Source organism: Vreelandella lionensis, assembly GCF_002087295.1.
GTDB classification, from domain to species: Bacteria; Pseudomonadota; Gammaproteobacteria; order Pseudomonadales; family Halomonadaceae; genus Vreelandella; species Vreelandella lionensis.
In genome coordinates this window covers 1-22,199 of the sequence record NZ_MWVI01000083.1, presented here as the reverse complement: position 1 = coordinate 22,199, position 22,199 = coordinate 1, and the positions used below count along the sequence as shown (strand labels likewise).

Sequence of the window (22,199 nt, the reverse complement as noted above, 5' to 3'; positions counted from 1 at the left end):
CCATGGGCATAGCCGTTCATCAGCGCCGTCTCATGGCTGCGCTTATTCTTTTGGGCAGCGCCGCTGCCCACGCCCAGGAAGAGGCGCCCGGCCTACCTGCGCTGGGCGCTGCTAGCGACCAAGCCAGCGTGGTAGGAGTCTCTTCTGGCGGCTATATGGCCTCTCAGTTGGCAGTTGCTTGGCCTGAGCGCTTTAGCGGTGTGGGCGTGCTAGCCGCAGGCCCATGGGGGTGCGCTCAAGGGGCATTAAGCCTAGCCCTGAACCAGTGCATGATGACACGCCGCGGGCTCCCATCGCTGGATGAACTGGAACAGCGGCATGAGCGCTATCTTTCATTAGACCAAGTAGGCAGCCAAGACGCACTAAGCCAGCTACGAGCTTTTGTGTGGCATGGCGATGCGGACGAGACGGTGTCGCCTGCGTTAGGAGATCTGCTGGCTCAGCAGTGGCAGGGCTGGCTGGAAAGCCCTGAGCAGCAACTGCGCTACGTTCAGCGGGCAAACACCGGGCACGGCTGGCCGGTAGCGATGCCAAAAGACGCCCCTATTGACCCGCAGTCTTTGGGCGATTGTCACAACGGCGGCGGCAGTCATGTGCTGGCGTGTGGAGAAGACGTGGCCGGTGAGATGATGGCTTGGCTCTATCCCGAGCGTGAGACGAACGCCAGCGAAGGCGAGCTGTTAGCTTTTGACCAGTCCGACTTTGCAGCGAAGGGCTTTGCCGATACCGGTTATGTGTTCGTACCAGAGGCATGTGAGGCGGGCGGCTGCCCGGTAACGGTGGCGCTGCACGGCTGCCAGATGAACGCGGAGGCCATCGACGACACCTTTGTTCGCTACAGCGGCTTAAACCGCTGGGCGGCGGAACATGGTCAGGTGGTACTTTACCCACAGGCAGAGAGCAGCATGGCCAACCCGCAAGCGTGCTGGGACTGGTGGGGCTTTGCTGAGAGTACGTGGCAGATCAATCCGCTGCACGATACTCGCGATGGCACCCAGACACAGGCGCTGATGGCGATGTTGGATCAGCTACAATCGGCAACTGCTAACAAAGCCGCAACGGCTGAGTAACCACATGGCAGCTAACTTATTAAGGTTCCCCTTTTAGCGTTAGCTGCCAAGCTCGCTTTCCAGCGCCGATACTACCCCGTGGGGCTTTGGAGAGTAGAGCACCCGCTGCAATATTTCCCCTTCACGGTTGACCAAAAACAGCGAAGCGCTGTGGTCGATGGTATACGCCATGGCCGATTCCGGCGCTTCTACCCGCCGCCAAATCACCCCGTAACGCTCAGCCACATCGGTAAGCTGTTCTTGGCTTCCCACTAAGCCGATAAACTCACTGCCGAAGAATTGCATATATTCGCTCATCCGGTCGAGCGTATCGCGCTCTGGGTCGACCGTAATCATGACAGGCACAACCCGCTCACGTTGAGCATCGCTCAATTGAGCCAGGGCTTGGCGTTTGACCGCCTGATTCATGGGGCAGACATCGGGGCAGTAAGTGTAGCCAAAGGAGATAATGGCAATTTCATCATCGCCTAGCTGGGTAAGGGAGAAGTCACCCTGGGTAGAGGGCATTGCGATAGGGCCGCCCTGCGGTTCGTCGCTCTCCTGGCCGACGCCTAGCTGGTAAAGGCCCAGGGTGGCCGCCACCACTAGCACGCCTAACAGGGCTAGGCCAAGCCAAAGCGGCTTTGCGTTTTATGGAGGCTGCCATGCGCTTAACTCCTTTTAACATTGAAATCGAACCAGCTACCCAGCTTACCGCAGGCGTCTCCAGAATAACCCTAGCGCGCCACGGCATCACCTCTTGCGTGCAAACGCCCACTTGGCCCTGGCCATGAAAGTGTCCGGGCGCGGTGGTGGTAAGCGCAAAGCGGTTTAACCCCATATCCATATCGCGGCCAACAAAATCCACCGTCACTTGGCGGGGGGTGATGCCCTCCACCTCGACATCCAAGGGCAGCACTTCAAGCGCCTCGATACGGCCATCGGCATCAATGGCTAACGTAAGACGGCCTCTGTCCCCCAGCGTTGTCGAACAGGGGGTCATATGCAAGTTGCATTCGCCGCTAGGAGAGAACCACACGATATCGCTATCGGCACGAAGCCAGTTAGCGAACACATACCATGTGCACGCGGCCAGCGCGAGGCCAGTCACCAGGATAAACACTTTCAGCGCTGGAAAACCCGTAACATCGACAGGTTTAGGCAAATTCTTCATGGCAGAATAGTCGCTACGCAGGCCATAAGGCGGGGAAATTTATTACATGGTATGCGTTTCATGGTAACAGCTATCCCGTAGATGTCGCTGTGCTGGGATGTCGCACTTAATAAGGAAGAACAATGGAGAGCATTACCGGGGCATTAGGGCCGCTGTTTTTATTGATTTTATTGGGTGCAGCCATGGGGTATGGGCGCTGGCCTAGCCTCGATTTTTGGGCGCAAATGGAGCGGTTTATCTACTTTGTGCTGTTCCCTGCCATGCTGGTGGGCACGCTGGCGACAGCCGATGTGAGCCAAGTGCCCGTTGGCCGGTTGGCGCTGGCATTGCTGGGGGCAATGGCGCTGTTTGGCCTTGTACTGTGGCATTTTCGAGCCTGGTTACAGCTCAGCCCGGCGGCATTCACCTCGGTGTTTCAAGGTGCCGTGCGCTTTAATACCTATGTGGGCGTAGCGGGGGCCGCCGCGCTGCACGGCTCGCTGGGGGCCACAACGGCTGCGGTCGCCGTGGCGCTGATGGTGCCCGTGGTGAACGTTATGTGCGTGGCCAGCTTTGTGGCCGGCGGGCACGCTGGGTCGCGCAAGCCTGGGTAAAAGCGCGCTAGCGCTGGCGAAAAATCCGCTGATTTTGGCTTGCTTGGCAGGGATTTGGGCTGAATCTTAGCGGCGTTGGCCTGCCCGGCTGGAGCGAAGATACCGTCACGTTACTGGGACGCGCAGCACTACCGCTGGGACTGGTGGCCGTGGGGGTCGCGCTTAAGCCCATGGCGCTGCTGCGTATTGACCGAGGGGTGATTGCTACTAACGCCATTAAGCTACTGTGCATGCCAGCATGTGTACTGCTGTTAGCGTGGCTACTGGGGCTCGACCCCGTCAGCCGGGACGTCGCGCTGCTGTTTGCTGCGCTACCCACGGCCACCTCGGCATACATCCTTGCCCGCCAGCTGGGCGGCGATGCGGAATTAATGGCGGCCATTATCACCGGGCAAACACTGCTTGCCATGCTGACGCTGCCGTTTTGGCTCAAATTAGTCAGCTGATATAAAAATAAATAAAAAGTATTCGCATTTGTGTTGACGGGGTAAATGAGAATGATTATATTGTGTTTGTCAGCGTTTGATGAGCCGCTGGCAACCACGACAGCGACTAGGCAGTTCAGCGCCGGTACCCTGTCATGGCTTCTCCCTCTCATTGCTAGTCACGGTCTTTTGCCGCTCCCCTTGGAGCGGCTTTCTTTTTTCTAGAACGCCTTTTGTTGATTCCAGCCAAGTCTTACTCGCAATGTTTGTGCAGATAATAGGGGTTCTTCGCCTATCCTGATGACACCATTGCTAGGAGTCTTCGCCATGCGCATCGCTGTGTTTAGCGCTAAGCCTTACGACCAAACGTTTCTGACCCGCGCCAACGCCGCAGGGCGCCATACGCTGAGCTTTTTTGATGCGCGGCTCACCGTCGAGACCGCACCGCTCGCCGTCGGGTTTGAGTGCGTCTGCGCGTTTGTGAATGACCACCTGGATGCGGCGGTGATGGAGCAGCTTCATCAAGGCGGTACGCGGCTAGTGGCGCTGCGTTCGGCCGGGTTTAATCACGTGGATCTAGAAGCGGCGCAGCGGCTGGGGATGACGGTAGTACGGGTGCCTGCCTATTCGCCCCACGCCGTAGCAGAGCACGCAGTAGCGCTGGTGATGAGCCTGAATCGCATGACCTTTCGAGCTTATAACCGAGTGCGGGAAGGTAACTTTGCCCTTGATGGTTTGCTGGGGTTCGATCTACACGGCAAAACCGTGGGAGTCATTGGGAACGGGCCATATCGGTCTCATCTTTGCCGACATCATGCACGGTTTTGGCTGCCGCATTGTGGCCTACGACCCTTACCCAAACCCTGAAGCGAAAGCGTTTGTGGAGTATGTGCCGTTAGAAACGCTCTATGCCCACGCGGATATTATTTCCCTGCACTGCCCGCTCACGGCTGACACCCGCCACCTGATTAACGCGATCGCCATTGCCCAAATGAAGCGGGGAGTGATGCTTATTAACACCGGCCGTGGGCGGGTAGTGGATACCCAAGCCGTCATCGCCGGTCTCAAAAGTGGCCATATTGGCTACTTAGGGTTGGACGTATACGAAGAGGAGGAGCAACTCTTCTTTGAGGACCACTCCCATCAGGTGATCGACGATGACCGGTTCATGCGCCTAACAACCTTCCACAACGTGCTTATCACCGGCCATCAGGCTTTTTTCACCCAGGAGGCGCTAACCAATATTGCCGAGACGACTCTCGCCAATATCGATGCCTTCGAAAGTGGTAGCGGCAAGCTGCATCGGGTGGTTTACGATAAGCGCAAGTAACAGAGCAGTGAGGCCTCTATGCAGCTCTATCTCAATACTTCTTCACCTTACGCCCGCGTCGTGCGGGTATGCCTGTATGAAAAAGGGCTAATGGAGCGCACGGAGCTTTGCTGGTGCGACCCCTGGGCGGCGGATAGCGAGCTTTTAAAGATTACCCCGCTGAGTCGTATTCCGACGCTGGTGACGGAAGGAGGCGAGGTGCTGACCGAATCGCTGCTGATTGCCCACTATCTGGATGCCGTGGGCGAAGGCGCGAAGCTGCTACCGGCAGATGGTTTAGCGGAAACCCTGGCGCTGGCGGGGTTGGGGCAGGGCTTGATGGAGGCGGCGTTCAACGTGGTGATTGGCCGCAAGCATGGCGGGCCCGACGTGGATGAGACGCTGTTAGGAAGCCGACGGTTAAAAGCGATTGAGCGCACGCTGGTGACGCTGGAAGCGCACCCTAGCGTGCTGGCCGGTCATACCCAGCGCACGCTTGGGTCGATTGTGGTCGCTGTCGCCCTGGCGTACCTCAGCTTTCGCTTACCGGCCTTTGATTGGCCGAACCGCTTTCCACGGCTGCAGGCGTGGTGTGCGAAGGTGACCGAGTGCGACAGCTTTGCGCTAACGGCGTTTGAGTAAGCGTTACGCTTCCCGCCGGTAAATCAGATCCCACACGCCGTGGCCGAGCTTTTCACCGCGGGCTTCAAACTTGGTGAGCGGTCGGAAAGCCGGGCGGGGCACGTAAGGCGCGGTCTTCGGCGGTAGCGGTGTTGGCGTAGCCGGGGGCGGCTTCCATCACTTCCGCCATCCACTCGGCGTAGGCTTCCCAATCGGTGGCCATGTGGAACGTGCCGCCGGGCTTGAGGCGCGTGCGAATCAGCTCCACGAACGCAGGCTGGACAATGCGCCGCTTGTGGTGCTTCTTCTTCGGCCACGGGTCGGGGAAGAATAGCTGCAGTGTGGTCAGCGAGCCTTCGGGCAGACACTGCTCCAGTACCGCCAGGGCGTCTTCACGGTAAACGCGCAGGTTGGTCAGGCCGCGTTTATCCACTTCATCGAGCAGTTTACCAACGCCGGGGGCGTGCACTTCGATGCCGATAAAGTCGGTATCGGGATGAGTTTCAGCCTGCTCGATCAGCGAGTTACCCATACCAAAGCCAATTTCCACCACGCGGGGGGCTTGGCGGCCGAACAGGGCGTCTAAATCCTGGCGACCATCGGCAATGGTCAGCCCCAGGCGCGGCCATACGTCTTCCAGGCCGCTTTGTTGGGCTTGGGTCATGCGCCCGGCGCGAATCACATAGCTTTTAATGCCACGGCGGTGCAGCGGCGCATCGGCACTTTCGGGGCCGGTGGTGTTGCTCTCGGGCGCGGTGTCGTTCGTATCGGTCATGGTGTCTCTGTATCAGCCGTTGATTCGGCCTGCAAAAGGCGAAGAGGGGTCGGCGCTTTGGCGGCGCGGCATGCGGCCTGCCAAGAACGCATCGCGGCCAGCCTCGACGGCGAGCTTCATGGCGTTGGCCATGCGCAGCGGGTCGCGGGCGTGGGCAATGGCGCTGTTGAGCAGCACGCCGTCGCAGCCAAGCTCCATGGCCATGGCGGCATCGGAGGCCGTACCAATGCCTGCATCCACCAGGACCGGCACGCTGCTCTGCTCTACGATGAGGCGAACGTTATGCGGGTTTTGAATGCCGTGGCCCGAGCCAATCAATGAGCCCAGCGGCATGATGGCGCAGCAGCCCATGGCTTCCAGCTCGCGTGCCACAATCGGGTCATCGCTGGTGTACACCATCACGTCGAAACCGTCGGCCAGCAGGGTCTCGGCAGCTTTGAGCGTCTCGACCACGTTGGGGTAGAGCGTATGGTCATCGCCGAGCACTTCCAGCTTGACGAGGTTGTGGCCGTCCAGCAGTTCGCGGGCCAAGCGGCAGGTGCGCACGGCATCTTTCGCGTTGTAGCAGCCAGCGGTATTGGGCAACAGGGTGTACTGCCTGGGCGAGATGACGTCGAGCAGGTTCGGCGCATCGGCATCTTGGCCAAGGTTGGTACGGCGCACGGCAAAGGTGACGATTTCGGCACCGCTCTGGGCAATGGCAGCACCGGTTTCGGTAAAGTCTTTGTACTTGCCGGTACCCACTAACAGGCGGGAGCTAAAATCACGTCCGGCAATGGTGAACGGTGTATCAGTCAGTTGCGTCATAGCGATTCCTTGAAAAAGCACCGGCAGCTAGCCGCCGCCAATGGCGTGGACCACTTCGATCTGGTCGCCTGCGCCCAGCGGGGTCGCGGCCAGTTGGCTCTTGGGCACAATCTGTTCGTTGATTTCGACAGCGATACGACGCCCGCCCAGGCCAAGCTGCTCGACCAAGTCAGCAGCGGTGAGGCCAGCGGTCATGGCGTAGGGTTCGCCGTTGAGCGTAAGCTGTATCGACTCATTGGGGGTAGACATAAACAGTAAGCACCCTGGTGGATGAGGCAAAACGGCCTCTATTGTAGCGGTTTCGACCCGTGCAAGGTATGCAGCGGGGTGAATATCTCAATGATTAACGGGGTGGCGATGCGCCGCCAACATAGGTGAAAAGGAGTAGGGCGTGCAGCGAATCGACAAGCTGTGGTGGTGTGTGGTGGCGCTTTTAGGGGCAACCATGGTGATGCTGGGGGCTTACGCCGCCCACGGGTTAGCGGCACGCACCAGCGCTGCCATGGTGGATATCGTGGAAACCGGCGTGCGCTACCAAGCGTGGCACACGCTGGCCATGCTGGCGGTGCTTGCTTGGCGCAGCCACTACTCACACCCCGGCCAGCAGGTCGTACTCGCCTTATGGGCGTTAGGCGTACTGGCCTTTGCCGGTTCGCTCTACCTGATGGCGCTGGCCGGTTTGAGCGTAGGTATCGTGACGCCGATTGGCGGGCTGCTGCTGATGGCCGGCTGGCTGGCCTTGGGCGTCACGGCGCTGCTAAGCCGCTCTTAATCGACGCTAGCCCAGCAGTAGGCGCAATGGCATCCATAAGCCCATGCCGATCATCACCAGATTTTCAGTGAGCGACACAAAGCCGAGCGGTACGTTGCTGTTGCCTCCCACGCAGGCGCACTTGAGTTCGCGCTTATCGATGTAAACCGCTTTAAACACCGACACTGCGCCCACGGTGCCGACGAACAGTGCCAGCGGCGCGGCTACCCAAATCAGCGTGCCAGCCAGCATCAACAGCCCGGCGGCGGTTTCGGCGTAGGGGTAAACGTAGCTATAGGGCACGTAGCGTTGGGCGAGCAGGTCGTAGTTGAGGAACATGGTGCTGAAGCTTTCGATATCCTGCAGCTTCTGCAGGCCCAGCAGCACCATCGCGGTTGCCACGGCAAACTCTGGCATGCGCGCCGTGAGCAGCGTGCCCTGAGTTGCCCAGCTCATCGCCAGACCTATTAATAGCGCGACGGCAAAAATGGCCAGCACCGGGCGGTAGGTAGTCTCTTTGGCATTGGGAACGCTCATACCCAAGTGTTCGCGCACTTCTTCGTAGCCGCCGATACGCTCCCCATCGATATACACCTGCGGCGTGGTATCGACATCTTCTCGCGCCTTGAAGGTGTCGATTTCCTCGCGTGAGGTGAGGGTGTGGTCATCCACCGCGTAGCCTTTGCGCCTGAGCAGGTCGACGGTCTTCAAGCCGAACGGGCACATGTGCTCGGCGGTTTTCATCCGATACACCTGTGCGGTGTGGTGGGTCGTTGCTGCCATCATCAGCCTCCTTGTCGTCTTGCGATCAACGTCCAACCTTTAGCGTAGAACCCAGTGCCGCCCATAGGTCAAACGAGAGTGAGAGGCTGTTGTTTGGGTCTTGACCTATAGGTAGCCCCTAGGTTGTAAGCTTTGCAAAAGACGTTGTCATAGGAGAGCGATATGAAACGACATGCCACGACGCTGCTGGTCTCTGGTGCCTTGATGTTCGGCGTTGCGACGGCCCATGCTGCGCTGCCCGATGAGGCGACGCTGTATAAAAACCCGCAATGCGGCTGCTGCGATGAGTACGCGCGTCATCTTGAAGCGCTGGGCGTAGACGTCACCATTATTGATGATGTCGAGCTGGGTGATATCAAACAGCAGGCGGGCGTGCCTTACGGCATGGGCTCTTGCCACACCATTGAGATAGGCAACTATTGGATTGAAGGGCACGTGCCGATGGAAGCGGTTGAGGCACTGTTTGAACAGCAACCGGATGTCGATGGCATCGGCTTAGCCGGTATGCCGATTGGCACACCGGGCATGCCTGGGCCCCAAAGCGAGCCTTACAACGTTTACCTATTCAGCGATCAAGACGCCCAGCCGTTTATGACGCTGTAGGCGAAGAAGCGCCGTTGCGTCGCGCAAACTCTGCTGCGGGTGCTGGCTTGCCAAAATAGTAGCCTTGATACACATGGCATCCTAAGCGAGCTAGCACCGTGCACTGGTCGGCAGTTTCCGTGCCTTCGGCAATCACGTCTAATCCCAGGCTCTCTGCCAGGGCAATAATGGTGGCGGCTATCGGCGTTGCCTGCATATCCAAGGTTAAATCCTTGACGAAGGCAATGTCGATTTTGAGCGTGTCCAGCGGCAGTGATTTGAGATACGCCAGCGATGAGTAGCCGGTGCCAAAATCATCCAGCGCAAAGCGGATGCCCAGTTGCCGCAGGCGCAGCATCTTATCGATGGTGCCCTCTGGGTCGCTCATTAGCAGCGATTCAGTGAGCTCCAAGGTTAAGCGCTCAGGCGGGGCGGCGGTAGCATGCAGCGTGGTGGTGACCTGCTCGACAAAATCGGGCTGCTGGAACTGACGCACGCTCACGTTAAGCGAAAGCTTTAAATCTCTCAGGCGCGTGTCGTGCTGCCACTCGCCGAGCAGGCGGCAACCCTCTTTTAGTACCCAGGCCCCTAGGGGCAGAATCAGTCCGGTTTGTTCAGCGATGGGAATGAAGCGCCCTGGTGAAATCATGCCTTGCTGGGGGTGGTGCCAGCGTACCAGGGCTTCGGCACCGATGACCTCGTGCTGCGCTCCCACCTGTGGTTGAAGGTGCAGGCTAAGCGCACCGCTATCAATCGCCAGGCGCAGCTCACGCTCTAGCGTTATATCCTCTTCAAGCTTTTGCTCCAACACCGCGCAGAACCGTTTTGGCTCGCCGTCCCGCTGGCGCTTGGCTTCCAGTAGCGCAAGCCCTGCGCGCTTGAACAGCTGCCCGACGCTCTCAATCTCACGAGGGCAAAAAATCAGCATGCCCACGTTAATTTTGCACGGGTAGGTGTGCCCGTGAAGCTGGTAGTCGGCCACTAGGGACGCCAGCACGCTCTCGATATGCTGGTGCGCCTGTTGTTCAGCTGCCGTTTGATCGGTGGCGTTGAGCGTGTGGCACAGCGCAAACTCATTGCCATCCAAGCGGGCAGCGTACATTTGCTTTCCGGCCTGCTGTTGCAGGCGGCTGCCGAGCTGTCGTAACAGCTCGTCGCCGATATCTTGGCCCATACTTCGTTCAGCACTTTGAAACGGTTGACGTCCTTCAGTGCTAGCACTGAGTAGTGGCCCGATGGCGGCTATCCTGCAGGTGTGTCGTCAAGTACTCCTGAAGGGCCAAGCGATTTGGCAAGCCCGTGAGCATATCGTGATAAGCCAGGTAGCGAATCCGCTGCTGTGCGTTTTGCTCGTCGGTTCGGTCGCTGATCAGGGCCACGTAATCCTGATCTTTACTGTGGGCATAGTTCACGCGGCTGATGCTGAGCCATGCCGGGTACTCATCGCCATTGGAGCGCAGAGCGGTGACCATACCGCTCCATTCCCCTTGCGATACCAACGCACGGTGAATGGCAGGCGTGAGCGCCTGGCTATCTTTAGCGTAAGGCACTTGAGTGATATCCGTACCGATGAGCTGGGTGTGAGTCATCCCCGTTAATTGCTCAAAAGCGTTATTACACAGCCGGATGCGCGCTCCATCATCAAATAGCACCACGCCATCCTGCAGAGCGGCAATCACTTCCAGCAGACGCCGTTGAGTCATATGGCAGTGCCGCTCGCTGTCTTCCAGGCGGCGCTGGATTTTAATCGCCAGCACCGTCAGCAGCGCGGCAAAAACGGCCGCCCCGCTGATCACAAAAATAAGCCAGTGGGAGGCATCTATGTGGGCGTGATCGGCGGCATCGCTCATGGGCACGAACCAGGCAGCCTGCATGGCCACGTAGTGCATGCCGCTGACGGCGAGCGAGATACACAGCGCAGAGACAAAGGCGTATCGCTGATAGTGCGCTTTGCCATTTTCCATGCGGCATAAGCGGTAAGCATAGGCACTGAGAACGCCCAGCCCAACGGCAACGACCAGGGAGGCTAGGAGCAGATCCAGCGCGTAGTAGAGGGTTGCCGGCATACGCATGGCGGCCATGCCGCTATAGTGCATCACGCCAATACCCAGCCCTAAGCTGATACCTGCAAGGATCAGAGAGCGGTGCCTTAACTGCTCTCGGCAGAGCAGCGTCATGGCTACAAGGCTGCCTAAAATAGCGGGCAGTATTGAAAGCAGCGTGAGTAGATGGCTATGGCTGACATGAAAGTCCAACTGATAGGCGTGCATGCCGACAAAGTGCATGCTCCAGACGCCAGCGCCCATTACGCTGGCACCTGCGGTGAGCCATGTTCTGCGCCAGAGCGACGATGAGTGACTACCGACCAAGCGAATAATTTCTAGGCTGGCGTAAGACGCGGCCAGTGCAACTAGCCAGGATAAAATGACCAAGGGAACATCGTGCTTTCCTTGCAAAGCACTCAGCGCCTGCGGATCCAGTAACAGGTTGGGCAGTATCATTAATAAATCGCTGTGTGACAGTGGCATGCACACACTACTTTATAATGTTTGTTAAATCCTTTCTCTGATAATCGAAGTTGTGCTTAAACGCTAGAGGCTGGCGAGGGCGTCTGGCGTATCGATATCGAGCAGAATGCCTGCGTCGTCGACGTCATACGTATGGTAATGGGATGGGTGGCGTTGAATCAGCGACTTAGCGCCCGTTTCGCCTCGTAAGTGCTCCAGTTCCGGCCAAAAAGCCCGGCCAAACAGCACCGGGGGCCGGGCTGCCCGCCGTAGCGCGGCCGCCAGATGGTATCGCGGGCGGCCTGCTGCTGTAGTGCCCGCAGCGTCGCGGGGTGAATACGCGGCATATCGCCTAGCAGTACCGCCACCGCCTTGCTGTCGTTCAGGCGGCAATCACCGCCTAGCGCCGCCACCGCTTCGGCCAAACTGGCGCCCAGCCCCAGGTGCGCCTGACGTAGCCGGATCAGCGGCGTGCTGGCAGCCAAGCCAAGCTGAAACGCGTTGTCCTCCTCACGAATCGCGACCCGTACCTGGCTAAACGCCTGCTCGGTGTGCGCAACGGTGGTGGCCAACAGCGTTCGGCCATCGGCAAGACGCTCCTGGCGCTTATCGGCCTCGCCATAGCGCCGAGAGAAGCCTGCCGCCATCACTAGAGCGACGACGTGGTTAGCGTTCATGGCAATTAAAGCTCATCGACGGCCTTCCCGTTCTGCACCCGTACGATATCCGCCATGACCGCCAGGGCAATTTCCGCCGGAGTTTTACTGCCCAGCGCTAGGCCACTGGGCATATGCAGGCGCTTCACCTGCGCTTGGGTGAGCCCGCCGGAGCGTATCAGCCGCTCGGCCCGCGCGGTGGAGGTGCGCTGAGAGCCCATCACGCCAATATAGAATGCAGGTGTGCATACGGCTTCCATCATGGCCAAGTCATCGATGCGCGGGTCGTGGGTGAGCGCCACCACTGCCGTCGCCCCATGGCAAGCGCCGGAGGCGATGTACTGGGACGGCAGCGCTGCCTTAACCACCGCGCCGGGCACGGAGAACTGCGCGCAGGCGGTGGCGTCCGGGTCGCAGACGATCACCTCGAAACCGAGCGTGACGGCAAAGGCCGCACAGGGGGCGGTAATGGCGGAGATGCCCGCAATAATTAACCGCCTGGCGGGGGCAACGCGTAGGTAGATGCGCTCGGATTCCCCCTGCACTTGCTCACGGTAAACCCGTGGGCCAAGCGAGGCATCCTTGTGAAAGCCAAAGCGCCCACTGGGGAGGTCGACATGGCGCACCAGCGGCTGCTGGCCGTCTAGCGTCGCCAGCAGCGTGGTGAGATGTGCTTCGGTGGCTTGAGTCGCGTGCAGGAGCTCAATTAATACTTCTAAGATGCCACCGCAGGGCAGCGTCACGTTAGCTCCTTGAACGTCGTCCGGGTCGCCGTAGCGGATGACCGTCACCGGGCGCTCAAACGCCCCCTCTTTGACGCGCTGGAGAAAGTCCTCCTCTACACAGCCCCCGGACAGCGAACCAATGGCCTCGCCTGCTTCGTTCACTGCCATCCAGGAGCCCGGCTCGCGAGGAGAGGAGCCAAAGGTAGCCAGCACCGTGCAGAGCCAAAAAGGGCGGCCCTGCTGGCACCACGCCAGGGCGTGTTCAATCACCTGCCGATCCAAGTGTTGCATCAATATTGCGTCCTTTCGTCAGTCACCCTGCCCGCTTAGCGCGGGTCGTTGCGCTAAGCGTAGCGCAGCCGCTTGGCACGCGTCAGGTCGCTGCCGCCGATTTATGTCTATGCTGAAGGGGCGAGACCGTTGATAAGCAACAGCAATGAGCAGGGAAGGCACCGATTTATGAACGCTTCAAATAGCGCTGAACAGCGCCGCGATCAGGCACCGCAAGAAGTGCCGCGCTCGACCGTGACGCTGGTGGTGAATGGCACCCAGCACACCTTAACGCTCGATAACCGCACCACGCTGCTGGATACCCTGCGGGAACATCTAGCGCTCACCGGCTCCAAAAAAGGCTGTGAACACGGCCAGTGTGGCGCTTGCACCGTGTCGGTGAATGGCGAACGCATCAACGCGTGTCTCACCCTGGCAGTGATGCACGAAGGTGACGAGATCACCACCATCGAAGGCCTGGGTACGGTAGATCATCTAGACCCTATGCAGCAGGCGTTCGTGGATAACGACGCCTTCCAATGCGGCTACTGCACGACGGGGCAGATCTGTTCGGCCAACGCCGTATTGCAGGAGATCGCCGCCAATATTCCCAGCCATGTCACGGCGGATCTCACCGCGCCTATCGAGATCACCGATGCCGAGATTCGCGAGCGGATGTCGGGCAACCTCTGCCGCTGCGGCGCTTACGCCAACATCCTCAAGGCCATTCCCCAGGTTGCCAAGGAGCGCGCATGAGAGCCTTTTCCTACGAGCGGGCGTCTAGCCCCGCCGAAGCAGCGGCCCGCGCGGCCGAGGTGCCGGGCGCGAAATTCATTGCCGGCGGCACCAACCTGCTGGATTTAATGAAGCACGAGATCGAAAACCCCGCTGCACCTGATCGATGTGCGCGGCACCGGCTTAAACGACATTACCGCTACGGAAGAGGGTGGCCTGCGGGTGGGGGCGATGGTCAGCAATAGCACCCTGGCGGCCGACCCACGCGTGCGCAAAGCCTATGGCGTGTTGAGCCGGGCGCTGGTGGCTGGGGCGTCTGGCCAGCTGCGCAACAAAGCCACCACCGGCGGTAATCTGCTGCAGCGCACGCGCTGCCCCTATTTTTACGACACCGCCATGCCCTGCAATAAGCGCTCACCGGGCGCTGGCTGCGCGGCGCTGGGAAAAGGGCGCGACCACCCGGCAGCTCGGCGTAATTGGTACCTCTGATGTGTGCATTGCCACGCACCCCTCCGATATGGCGGTGGCGCTACAAGCGCTGGATGCCCGCGTGGAAACCGTTACCCCCGAGGGCGAGACCCGCAGCCTGACACTAGATCGTTCTACCAGCTGCCCGGCGATACCCCCGAGGTAGAAAACGTCCTGGCCAAGGGCGAGATGATTACCGGGGTGGCGCTGCCCGCGCCGATGGAAGGGCGCCATGCCTACTTCAAGGTGCGCGACCGCTCTTCGTACGCCTTTGCGCTGGTCTCAGTGGCGCTGATTCACGCCCCGGACGGCACGGGGCGCGTGGCGCTGGGCGGTGTGGCCCCACGGCCCTGGCGGCGCGATGCTGCGGATGCCGCGCTGCCCCAAGGCGCAGCCGCGGTGATGGCTGAGCTGCTGGATGGTGCCCGCCCGACCGAAGAGAACGCCTACAAGCTGACCCTGGCAGAGCGAACGCTCGCCGCGCTGCTGGCCGAGGAGTAACCGATGGATTTCAATCAATCGACCGACGATAACCTGTTTGACCGCGCCCGTATTGTCGGCAAGCCCCATGCGCGCATCGATGGCGCGCTCAAAGTGACCGGCCAAGCCCCCTACGCCTACGAGCGCCATGACGTAGCGGCCCACCAGCTGGTGGGCTACCCGCTATGTGCTACCATCGCCAAAGGGCGCATTACCCACATGGATGCCACAGCCGCCCGCGCCGCGCCTGGGGTGGCCACGGTGGTCACCACTCTAGAAATAGAACCGCTGGCGCAGGCCAAAAGCAACGTGGCGCGCCTGTTTGGTGGCGATACCGTTGCCCACTACCATCAAGCCATTGCCGTGGTGGTGGCCGACACTTTAGAGCAGGCGCGAAGTGCCGCCGCACTGATCGAGGTGCGCTACCAAGAAGAGCAAGGCGTGTTGATTTAGACGCCGCCTGGGAGCAGCAAACACCCGACGAGCCGCTCTCTGACGTGGGCGATGTGGATGCGGCCTTTAAAAACGCAGCGGTAACGTTGGATGAAGCCTACCGCACGGCTTCCCAAAGCCACGCCATGATGGAGCCTCACGCCTCTATCGTGGATTGGTCGGATGGCGGGAAAATGACGGTTTGGACCTCCAACCAGATGATAGCCTGGACCCGCAAAGCGCTGGCCAAGACCTTTGCTATCGACCTTGAGACCATTCGTCTAGAGAGCCCCTACGTGGGCGGCGGCTTTGGCGGCAAGCTCTGGCTGCGGGCAGATACCGTGCTGGCCGCGCTCGGCTCTCGGGCTGCTGGGCGGCCGGTTAAGCTCGCGCTACCGCGCCCGCTGGTGTTCAACAACGCCACCCACCGCTCCGGTACTGTTCAGCGCCTGCGTATTGCCGCCGATGCCGAGGGCCGGATTACCGCCTTCGACCACTCAGCGTTCTCCCATACGCTGCCCGGCGGCAGCGGCGAGAACCCGGTCAACCAAACCCGCGCCTTTTACGCCGGTGCAAGCCGCCGCGTGGCCCATACGGCTATCGAGATGGACCTGCCCGAGTCGGCGGATATGCGCGCCCCCGGCGAAGCCTCCGGCCTTGCCGCGTTGGAAATCGCCATGGACGAAATGGCCGAGAAGCTGGGCATGGACCCGGTAGAATTTCGCATCCTCAATGACACACAAGTCGACCCGGAAGACCCCAGCAAACCGTTTAGCGACCGCCACTACGTAGAGTGCCTGCAAAAAGGGGCCGAGGCGTTTGGCTGGGAGGCGCGCAACCACACCCCAGGCGGCCAGCGGGAAGGGCAGTGGCTGATCGGCCACGGCATGGCAGGGGCTTATCGCGGCGCGCCCACCATGGATTCCGGCGCTCGGGTGCGCTTGCAGGCTGGGCGCTTGGTGGTCGAGACCGATATGACCGATATCGGCACCGGTTCGTACACGATTATTGCTCAAACCGCCGCGGAAGCCATGGGGTTGGCGCTAGATGACGTGGAGGTGCGGTTGGGCAACAGCGACTACCCGGTCTCGTCGGGCTCCGGCGGGCAGTTCGGTGCCGCCAGCGCCACCGCCGGTGTTTACGTGGCCTGCTTGAAGCTTCAAGAGGAGATTGCTCAGCGCCTTGGTATGAACGCGCCGCGGTTTGAACAGGGCATGGTGATCGCAGGCACCACCGAGGTAGCGCTTGCGGAGGTGGCTGATGGCGAAGAGCTGGTGGCAGAAGACACCATCCACTTTGGAGACTTCAAAGGCACGCTGCAGATTGGCACCTTCGCCGCGCACTTTGTTGAAGTAGCCGTACACGCCCATACCGGCGAAACTCGAGTGCGCCGTATGCTGGCGGTGTGCGACGCGGGGCGGATCCTCAACCCGGTCACGGCGCGCAGCCAGGTGATTGGGGGGATGACCATGGGCGTGGGCAGCGCCTTGATGGAGGGACTCACCCCCGATGTGGAGCGCGGCTTTTTCGTCAATCACGACCTCGCCAGTTACGAGGTGGCGGTACATGCGGACATTCCCGAGCAGGAGGTGATTTTCCTGGATACCACCGACGCCGCCTCGACGCCGCTTAAAGCCAAGGGCGTGGGGGAGCTGGGCATCTGTGGCGTCGCGGCGGCCGTGGCGAATGCGATCTATAACGCCACCGGCATCCGCGTACGCGACTACCCGATGACGCTGGATCGGCTGATTGACCAGCTCCCCAAAGTGAGTTGAGCGCGTTAAGGCGTGAACGACGGCGCTGTTTGGCAGCTTAGGTGTTATCCGGCAGCGCATAGCTGGCGGTGACATGCACCACGGGGCGCGTGTCATCGCTGGCGGAGAAAATCTGCACTTCGCCCACCGCCAGGCGGCGGCCCAGCTTGATCAGCTTGGCGTGGGCAATAATGTCGTGGTCGCCGGAGGCTGCGCGTAGAAAGTGGCAGTTTAAATCGCTGGTCACGGCCATCGCTTCGGGGCCTATTTGGGCCAGTATCGCCACGTACAGCGCCACATCCGCAAAGCCCATCATGGTAGGGCCTGACACGCGGGGGCCAGGGCGCAGGTGCTCATGGCCAATGCTTAAACGCATGGTGGCGCACATATCTCCAACGCTCACTATCTTGCCCATCCGCTGGGGAAAGACTTCATCTAAAAAGTGCTCAATCTGCTCGGCGGTCATCACGGTCATTGTTGTTATTCCTCGCTATTTTCTTACAGGCACGGGGACTGATGCTGCGGGCAGGTCGTAGAGAGGAGGTTGTCCGCAGCGCCACTTTGCTTTTACGTCAACGTAAGCCAGCATAAATAAAAAAGCCCCAAGGCGCGAGCCTTGGGGCTGGGGGCTATTAAGCGATAGGGCTTATTTAGCCTTGTGTACCTGGCGCCATGCGTGCAGGAGCGGCTCGGTGTAGCCAGACGGCTGTACGCGACCTTTGAACACCAGGTCAGAGGCAGCTTTGAACGCGGTAGAGCCTTCAAAGTCGGCGCTCATGGGGGTGTAAGTCGGGCCAGCGTTCTGCTCATCAACCACTTTCGCCATGCGCTTGAGGGTTTCCTCAACGCTGGGCGCATCGACGATACCATGATGCAGCCAGTTGGCAATGTGCTGGCTGGAGATACGCAGCGTGGCGCGGTCTTCCATTAGGCCAACGTTGTGAATATCCGGCACTTTGGAGCAGCCGACGCCGTGTTCAACCCAGCGCACGACGTAACCCAGAATACCCTGGCAGTTATTATCCAGCTCTTGCTGAATCTCTTCATCCGACCAGTTGGGGTTTTCCGCTACCGGCACGGTGAGCAGGTCGTCCAGGAAGTCCGGCTCGCCCTGGGCTGCCAGCTCGCGCTGAACGTCGTTCACGTTTACCTGGTGGTAGTGCAGCGCGTGTAGGGTCGCCGCTGTGGGGGAAGGTACCCACGCGGTATTGGCACCGGCTTTCGGGTGGCCAATCTTCTGCTCCAACATGTTGTGCATCAGGTCCGGCATGGCCCACATGCCTTTACCAATCTGGGCGCGGCCACGCAGGCCACAGGCCAAACCAACCTGCACGTTGTTTTTCTCGTAGGCGGTGATCCACGCGGCGCTCTTCATATCGCCTTTGCGAACCATCGGGCCTGCTTCCATGGCGGTGTGCATCTCATCACCGGTGCGCTCCAGGAAGCCGGTGTTGATAAACACCACGCGGGAGGCGGCTTCGTCAATACATGCCTTGAGGTTAACCGTGGTGCGGCACTCCTCGACCATGATGCCCATTTTCAGGGTGTCACGGCTCATGCCCAGGATGTCTTCGACGCGGCCACACAGCTCGTTGGCGACGGCGACTTCTTTCGGGCCGTGCATCTTCGGCTTCACGATATACACCGAGCCTGCGCGGGAGTTGCGCGGCTGGTCGGCATCTTTCTTCAGGTCGTGCAGGGCCAGCAGCGAGGTGACCACCGCGTCCAGAATGCCTTCCGGCAGTTCGTTGCCGTTTTCGTCCAGCACCGCAGGCGTGGTCATCAGGTGGCCCACGTTGCGCACGAACATCAGCGAACGGCCCGGCAGCGTGACGGTGTTGCCGTCAGTGGTTTGCCAAGTGGGGTCGGCGTGCAGCTTGCGGGTGAAGGTTTTGCCGCTTTTTCGATGTTCTCTTCCAGGTCGCCCTTCATCAGGCCGAGCCAGTTGCTGTATACACCGACTTTGTCTGCAGAATCCACCGCCGCAACGGAGTCTTCGCAGTCCATGATGGCGGTCAGCGCGGCTTCAACGACTACGTCTTTGACGTGCGCCGGGTCGGTCTTACCGATCGAGTGGTTGGCATCGTCTGGATTTCCAGGTGCAGGCCGTTGTTGGCCAGCAGAATCGATTCGGGGGCGGAAGCATCACCGTTAAAACCAATCAGCTTACCGGAGTCTTTTAGACCGGTTTCACGGCCGCCTTCCAGACTGACGACCAAGTGGCCGTCGCGGATGGTGTACTTAACGGCATCCCGGTGAGAGCCAGTGGCCAGCGGGGCGGCACGGTCCAGCACGCCACGGGCGTAAGCGATGACTTTTTCGCCGCGTTTCGGGTTGAAGCTGGTGCCTTTTTCCGCGCCGTCTTCTTCAGAGATGGCGTCGGTGCCGTACAGTGCATCGTACAGGCTGCCCCAGCGGGCATTGGCAGCGTTCAGGGCGTAGCGGGCGTTGCTCACCGGTACCACCAACTGTGGGCCTGCTTGCGTGGCGACTTCGCGGTCAACATTGGCCGTGGTGGCTTTCACGCTATTCGGCGCGTCTACCAAATAGCCCGCTTCTTTCAGGAAGCTGCGGTAGGCGGGCATGTCGCTGACCGGGCCGGGGTTTTCACGGTGCCAAGCGTCCAGCTTCTCTTGCAGCGTGTCGCGCTCTTCGAGCAGCTGGCGGTTTTTCGGGGTCAAATCGTGAAACAGAGCATCGACACCGGCCCAGAAGGCGCTTTCGTCGACGCCGGTGCCCGGCAGAGCCTGCTCGTTGATGAAACGATCTAGGTCGGCTGCCACCTGTAAACGGTGACGCGTGATACGCTCGCTCATGGGGTTCTCCTGTGAAGGTGCCCGTGGTTGGTTTGACTGCCACGGTCAGGGTAAAATTTGAATTATGGAAAATACTTCCACATCTGCGTTGGCATGTAAACAGCCTAGACCCTAAAGCGGTAAAATGCTCGACCAAATGATAAGAGCGGGCGCCACCGCCGCTGTTATTTGTGCTGTTAATCAGCCCATGGAAGTGTGGTGTTCACGGAGAGACGTTAATGCATAATTTCCAACACTTGGAAGGTCTGTTTCGGCAGGCGCAAGGTGAGTCGTCGCTCTCCCGCTTAACCCCGGGCGATGCGCTAACGGAAGCTGTGCATGACTACTTTCGCCACTACGGCTTAGAGACGCTGCTCAACGACACCAGCGAAGTGCACGCCGGGTTTATTGATACCGGGCGGTTCGCGCTGTGGTGCCAAGTGTGGAGCCCACCTGCGCCCACCGGCACCGCGTTTGTTATTCATGGCTACTTTGACCACTTGGGCCTGTACCGCCATTTACTTAACTGCCTGCTGGCCAAAGGCTGGCGCGTGGTGCTGTGGGATTTGCCTGGTCACGGGCTTTCCAGCGGCCCCGGGCGGAAATCGAAGATTTCGACGATTACCAGCACTGCTTGGCGCACCGGAAAGAGACGCTGCAGACCCTCAGCATGGCACCGAAGCCGGGGCTGGGCGTGGGCCAAAGCCCCGGTGCGGCGATGCTCGCCACCGACGCGCTCACCCGCCGCGACACGGCCGGATGGGCAGGCATTGTGCTGCTGGCACCGCTAGTACGCCCCTGGCGCTGGAGCCAGGCCAGCTGGCTGCATTTAATCGCCAGCCCCTTTGTGAAAGAGTTGCCGCGCAAGTATCGCCCCAACTCCACCGACGAGCAGTTCACCGCCTTTCTACGCGACCAAGACCCGCTTCAGCCAGAACGGCTAAGCGTGGCCTGGATTACCGCTATGCGCCGCTGGATGCCACGCCTACTGGCGCGAGAGCCTAACCCGCTGCCGACGCTGATTCTGCAAGGCGAGCAGGATCTCACCGTGGATTGGGAGTGGAACCTCGCCATTTTGGCGAATAAATTTCCTAATGCAGAGATTCACCGCCACCCGGAGGCGCGCCACCACTTGGTGAACGAAGCAGAGCCGATTCGCCAAGTGTTGTTTGAAGCGCTCGATCACTTTGTCGAGAACGTGCATTAAGCTCCCTTCAATAGCCGATCCAGCTGCCGGTAGCCGATGGCTTCGATAAAGTGCGGCTGGGAGGGCTTGGGTTCGCCCTGTAAGTCAGCCAGCGTCAGCGCCACGCGCAGCACGCGGTGGTAGGCGCGGGCGGAGAGCTTGAGCTTTTCCAGCACGCCTGCCAGCCAGGCGCGCTCTTCATCATTAAGGGCGCAGGCGGCTTCCAGCGCTTTACCGCTGAGCTGGCTGTTGATCGCGCCCCGAGCCATTTGCCGCTCCCGAGCTGCCATCACCCGCTCGCGCACTGCGCTGGAGGGTTCGCCCTGAGTTTGTGCGGTGAGCTGCTCTGGTGGCAGCGCGGGCACTTCCACTTGTAGGTCAATACGATCCAACAGCGGGCCAGAGAGCCGTGCCTGATAGCGCTGAATTTGGCTGGCGCTGCACTGGCAGCGTTGGCGTGGGTCGCCCAGGTGCCCGCAGGGGCAAGGGTTCATCGCGGCAACGAGCTGAAATTGAGCAGGGTATCGGCGTTCATGGCTGGCGCGGGAGAGATGTATTTCCCCAGTTTCCAGCGGTTGGCGTAATACTTCCAAAACGTTGCGGGAGAACTCCGGCAGCTCATCCAAAAACAGCACGCCGTGGTGTGCGAGCGAGATTTCTCCCGGTTTGGGTTTTGAGCCGCCGCCGACCAGTGCAGCAGCGCTCGCGCTGTGGTGGGGTTGGCGAAAAGGTCGCTGGCCCCAGTCGGCTTCCAGCGCCAAGCCACATACCGAGCGCACTGCCGCCACCTGTAGTGCATCATCCTCTGACAGCGGCGGCAGAATGCCGGGTAAGCGGCTGGCCAGCATGGTTTTTCCGGTGCCGGGTGGGCCTGCGAGCAATAGGTTATGGCCTCCTGCGGCAGCGACTTCCAGCGCTCGGCGGGCCTGATGCTGGCCGCGCACGTCCGCTACGTCCGCCATGGGTGCGGTAGATTTGACGGAGGCGGAGAGCTGGTGGGGCGGAATTTTCTCCTGGCCCAGCAAGTGAGCCACCACTTGCCAGAGAGAGTCGGCGGGCAGCACCGGTAAATCGCCCGCGAGGGCAGCTTCATCGGCGCAGGCTCGGGGCACAATCAGCGCTTTGTTGGCGCGGCGGGTAGCTAGGGGAAATAGCAGCACACCGGGCACCGCCCGCAGTTTGCCATCCAGGGCCAGTTCCCCTGCGCACTCCATGCCTTCCAGCGCATCCACCGGGATTTGGCCGGAGGCCGCGAGGATGCCCAGTGCAATCGGCAAATCAAAGCGGCCACCCTCTTTGGGCAGGTCCGCCGGGGCGAGGTT

At 60.3% G+C, this 22,199-nt stretch carries 21 protein-coding genes and 5 pseudogenes; 13 read left to right on the top strand and 13 right to left on the bottom strand.

Annotated elements, in window-relative coordinates; translation table 11 throughout:
- Nucleotides 1–2 precede the first annotated feature (2 nt).
- Nucleotides 3–1,070, top strand: coding sequence for an alpha/beta hydrolase family protein (locus tag B4967_RS11725; protein WP_083025367.1), 1,068 nt, complete (start codon nt 3–5; stop codon nt 1,068–1,070).
- 39 nt (nt 1,071–1,109) lie between these two features.
- On the opposite strand, the gene B4967_RS11720 is transcribed toward B4967_RS11725, so the two are convergent.
- Together B4967_RS11720 and B4967_RS11715 are read right to left on the bottom strand one after the other, a co-directional pair.
- On the bottom strand, nt 1,110–1,577 hold the full coding sequence (locus B4967_RS11720) for an SCO family protein (protein WP_243470544.1): 468 nt from the start codon (nt 1,575–1,577) through the stop codon (nt 1,110–1,112).
- The gene (locus B4967_RS11715) at nt 1,558–2,223 is read right to left on the bottom strand and encodes a hypothetical protein (RefSeq protein WP_243470543.1); all 666 of its coding nucleotides are present in this window, start codon (nt 2,221–2,223) and stop codon (nt 1,558–1,560) included. The genes B4967_RS11720 and B4967_RS11715 overlap by 20 nt, the downstream gene beginning before the upstream one ends.
- 122 nt (nt 2,224–2,345) lie before the next feature.
- Between B4967_RS11715 and B4967_RS11710 the strand changes: the two are divergent.
- The 3 genes and pseudogenes from B4967_RS11710 to B4967_RS11700 all read left to right on the top strand — a co-directional run bounded on the left by B4967_RS11710 (nt 2,346) and on the right by B4967_RS11700 (nt 5,192).
- Nucleotides 2,346–3,262 (top strand): annotated as a pseudogene (locus B4967_RS11710) (AEC family transporter).
- A gap of 306 nt (nt 3,263–3,568) precedes the next feature.
- Nucleotides 3,569–4,571: pseudogene (locus tag B4967_RS11705) on the top strand (2-hydroxyacid dehydrogenase).
- 18 nt (nt 4,572–4,589) lie between these two features.
- Nucleotides 4,590–5,192: a glutathione S-transferase family protein gene (locus tag B4967_RS11700; protein WP_083025363.1), complete on the top strand. Its 603-nt coding sequence runs from the start codon at nt 4,590–4,592 to the stop codon at nt 5,190–5,192.
- A gap of 3 nt (nt 5,193–5,195) precedes the next feature.
- Here the strand turns inward: B4967_RS11700 and trmB are convergent.
- The 3 genes and pseudogenes from trmB to thiS all read right to left on the bottom strand — a co-directional run bounded on the left by trmB (nt 5,196) and on the right by thiS (nt 7,002).
- A pseudogene (trmB, locus tag B4967_RS11695) lies at nt 5,196–5,946 on the bottom strand (tRNA (guanosine(46)-N7)-methyltransferase TrmB).
- Between the two features lie 12 nt (nt 5,947–5,958).
- Nucleotides 5,959–6,753: a thiazole synthase gene (locus B4967_RS11690; protein ID WP_083025362.1), complete on the bottom strand. Its 795-nt coding sequence runs from the start codon at nt 6,751–6,753 to the stop codon at nt 5,959–5,961.
- Between the two features lie 27 nt (nt 6,754–6,780).
- Nucleotides 6,781–7,002: a sulfur carrier protein ThiS gene (thiS, locus tag B4967_RS11685; RefSeq protein WP_083025360.1), complete on the bottom strand. Its 222-nt coding sequence runs from the start codon at nt 7,000–7,002 to the stop codon at nt 6,781–6,783.
- A gap of 142 nt (nt 7,003–7,144) precedes the next feature.
- Here thiS and B4967_RS11680 point away from each other — a divergent pair, with 142 nt between their 5' ends.
- Complete coding sequence (locus B4967_RS11680; RefSeq protein ID WP_083025358.1) at nt 7,145–7,525, top strand: DUF423 domain-containing protein; 381 nt, start codon at nt 7,145–7,147, stop codon at nt 7,523–7,525.
- A gap of 6 nt (nt 7,526–7,531) precedes the next feature.
- Here B4967_RS11680 and B4967_RS11675 read toward each other — a convergent pair whose 3' ends face one another.
- A complete protein-coding gene (locus B4967_RS11675; RefSeq protein ID WP_083025356.1) occupies nt 7,532–8,290 on the bottom strand; it encodes a glutaredoxin in 759 nt (252 codons plus the stop codon).
- A gap of 159 nt (nt 8,291–8,449) precedes the next feature.
- Between B4967_RS11675 and B4967_RS11670 the strand changes: the two genes are divergently transcribed.
- On the top strand, nt 8,450–8,890 hold the full coding sequence (locus B4967_RS11670; RefSeq protein WP_083025336.1) for a DUF411 domain-containing protein: 441 nt from the start codon (nt 8,450–8,452) through the stop codon (nt 8,888–8,890).
- Here the strand turns inward: B4967_RS11670 and B4967_RS19530 are convergent.
- From B4967_RS19530 to B4967_RS11655, 4 genes are all read right to left on the bottom strand, one after another.
- Nucleotides 8,877–10,043 (bottom strand): putative bifunctional diguanylate cyclase/phosphodiesterase, encoded by a 1,167-nt coding sequence (locus B4967_RS19530; protein ID WP_243470542.1) that lies wholly within the window; start codon nt 10,041–10,043, stop codon nt 8,877–8,879. The genes B4967_RS11670 and B4967_RS19530 overlap by 14 nt on opposite strands.
- Before the next feature lie 40 nt (nt 10,044–10,083).
- On the bottom strand, nt 10,084–11,397 hold the full coding sequence (locus tag B4967_RS19525; RefSeq protein ID WP_243470541.1) for an MHYT domain-containing protein: 1,314 nt from the start codon (nt 11,395–11,397) through the stop codon (nt 10,084–10,086).
- 158 nt (nt 11,398–11,555) lie between these two features.
- A complete protein-coding gene (locus B4967_RS11660; protein WP_243470540.1) occupies nt 11,556–12,053 on the bottom strand; it encodes an NTP transferase domain-containing protein in 498 nt (165 codons plus the stop codon).
- A gap of 5 nt (nt 12,054–12,058) precedes the next feature.
- Complete coding sequence (locus B4967_RS11655; RefSeq protein WP_083025335.1) at nt 12,059–13,048, bottom strand: XdhC family protein; 990 nt, start codon at nt 13,046–13,048, stop codon at nt 12,059–12,061.
- 168 nt (nt 13,049–13,216) lie between these two features.
- Between B4967_RS11655 and B4967_RS11650 the strand changes: the two genes are divergently transcribed.
- The 6 genes from B4967_RS11650 to B4967_RS11640 are packed head-to-tail and all read left to right on the top strand — an operon-like array spanning nt 13,217 to nt 16,917.
- Complete coding sequence (locus B4967_RS11650) at nt 13,217–13,783, top strand: 2Fe-2S iron-sulfur cluster-binding protein (RefSeq protein ID WP_083025334.1); 567 nt, start codon at nt 13,217–13,219, stop codon at nt 13,781–13,783.
- Nucleotides 13,780–14,007, top strand: a complete 228-nt coding sequence (locus B4967_RS20420) for an FAD binding domain-containing protein (RefSeq protein ID WP_279384709.1) — start codon at nt 13,780–13,782, stop codon at nt 14,005–14,007. The genes B4967_RS11650 and B4967_RS20420 overlap by 4 nt, the downstream gene beginning before the upstream one ends.
- Nucleotides 13,931–14,251 (top strand): FAD binding domain-containing protein, encoded by a 321-nt coding sequence (locus B4967_RS20415; protein ID WP_279384708.1) that lies wholly within the window; start codon nt 13,931–13,933, stop codon nt 14,249–14,251. The genes B4967_RS20420 and B4967_RS20415 overlap by 77 nt, the downstream gene beginning before the upstream one ends.
- A 3-nt stretch (nt 14,252–14,254) precedes the next feature.
- Nucleotides 14,255–14,731, top strand: coding sequence for an FAD binding domain-containing protein (locus B4967_RS20935; RefSeq protein WP_340638754.1), 477 nt, complete (start codon nt 14,255–14,257; stop codon nt 14,729–14,731).
- Between the two features lie 3 nt (nt 14,732–14,734).
- Nucleotides 14,735–15,163 (top strand): hypothetical protein, encoded by a 429-nt coding sequence (locus tag B4967_RS20400; protein WP_279384705.1) that lies wholly within the window; start codon nt 14,735–14,737, stop codon nt 15,161–15,163.
- 44 nt (nt 15,164–15,207) lie between these two features.
- Nucleotides 15,208–16,917, top strand: a complete 1,710-nt coding sequence (locus B4967_RS11640; RefSeq protein WP_279384704.1) for a molybdopterin cofactor-binding domain-containing protein — start codon at nt 15,208–15,210, stop codon at nt 16,915–16,917.
- A 37-nt stretch (nt 16,918–16,954) separates the two neighbouring features.
- Here the strand turns inward: B4967_RS11640 and B4967_RS11635 are convergent, their stop codons facing one another.
- Nucleotides 16,955–17,371 carry a PaaI family thioesterase gene (locus tag B4967_RS11635; RefSeq protein ID WP_083025333.1) on the bottom strand — a complete coding sequence of 139 codons (417 nt, stop codon included), beginning with the start codon at nt 17,369–17,371 and terminating at the stop codon, nt 16,955–16,957.
- Nucleotides 17,372–17,542: 171 nt separating this feature from the next.
- A pseudogene (locus B4967_RS11630) lies at nt 17,543–19,712 on the bottom strand (malate synthase G).
- Between the two features lie 218 nt (nt 19,713–19,930).
- On the opposite strand from B4967_RS11630, the pseudogene B4967_RS11625 reads away from it, so the two are divergent.
- Nucleotides 19,931–20,898: pseudogene (locus B4967_RS11625) on the top strand (alpha/beta hydrolase).
- Here B4967_RS11625 and B4967_RS11620 read toward each other — a convergent pair.
- The coding region (locus B4967_RS11620) for a YifB family Mg chelatase-like AAA ATPase (RefSeq protein WP_083025332.1) at nt 20,895–22,199 on the bottom strand (1,305 nt) is incomplete at its 5' end. The pseudogene B4967_RS11625 and the gene B4967_RS11620 overlap by 4 nt on opposite strands.

Excerpts from the sequence above, each read along its gene's own strand:
- B4967_RS11725 (WP_083025367.1), top strand. The coding sequence starts at position 3 with ATGGGCATAGCCGTTCATCAGCGCCGTCTCATGGCTGCGCTTATTCTT.
- B4967_RS11720 (WP_243470544.1), bottom strand. The coding sequence starts at position 1,577 with ATGCCCTCTACCCAGGGTGACTTCTCCCTTACCCAGCTAGGCGATGAT.
- B4967_RS11715 (WP_243470543.1), bottom strand. The coding sequence starts at position 2,223 with ATGAAGAATTTGCCTAAACCTGTCGATGTTACGGGTTTTCCAGCGCTG.
- B4967_RS11700 (WP_083025363.1), top strand. The coding sequence starts at position 4,590 with ATGCAGCTCTATCTCAATACTTCTTCACCTTACGCCCGCGTCGTGCGG.
- B4967_RS11690 (WP_083025362.1), bottom strand. The coding sequence starts at position 6,753 with ATGACGCAACTGACTGATACACCGTTCACCATTGCCGGACGTGATTTT.
- thiS (WP_083025360.1), bottom strand. The coding sequence starts at position 7,002 with ATGTCTACCCCCAATGAGTCGATACAGCTTACGCTCAACGGCGAACCC.
- B4967_RS11675 (WP_083025356.1), bottom strand. The coding sequence starts at position 8,290 with ATGATGGCAGCAACGACCCACCACACCGCACAGGTGTATCGGATGAAA.
- B4967_RS11670 (WP_083025336.1), top strand. The coding sequence starts at position 8,450 with ATGAAACGACATGCCACGACGCTGCTGGTCTCTGGTGCCTTGATGTTC.
- B4967_RS19530 (WP_243470542.1), bottom strand. The coding sequence starts at position 10,043 with ATGGGCCAAGATATCGGCGACGAGCTGTTACGACAGCTCGGCAGCCGC.
- B4967_RS19525 (WP_243470541.1), bottom strand. The coding sequence starts at position 11,397 with ATGCCACTGTCACACAGCGATTTATTAATGATACTGCCCAACCTGTTA.
- B4967_RS11660 (WP_243470540.1), bottom strand. The coding sequence starts at position 12,053 with ATGAACGCTAACCACGTCGTCGCTCTAGTGATGGCGGCAGGCTTCTCT.
- B4967_RS11655 (WP_083025335.1), bottom strand. The coding sequence starts at position 13,048 with ATGCAACACTTGGATCGGCAGGTGATTGAACACGCCCTGGCGTGGTGC.
- B4967_RS11650 (WP_083025334.1), top strand. The coding sequence starts at position 13,217 with ATGAACGCTTCAAATAGCGCTGAACAGCGCCGCGATCAGGCACCGCAA.
- B4967_RS20420 (WP_279384709.1), top strand. The coding sequence starts at position 13,780 with ATGAGAGCCTTTTCCTACGAGCGGGCGTCTAGCCCCGCCGAAGCAGCG.
- B4967_RS20400 (WP_279384705.1), top strand. The coding sequence starts at position 14,735 with ATGGATTTCAATCAATCGACCGACGATAACCTGTTTGACCGCGCCCGT.
- B4967_RS11635 (WP_083025333.1), bottom strand. The coding sequence starts at position 17,371 with ATGACCGTGATGACCGCCGAGCAGATTGAGCACTTTTTAGATGAAGTC.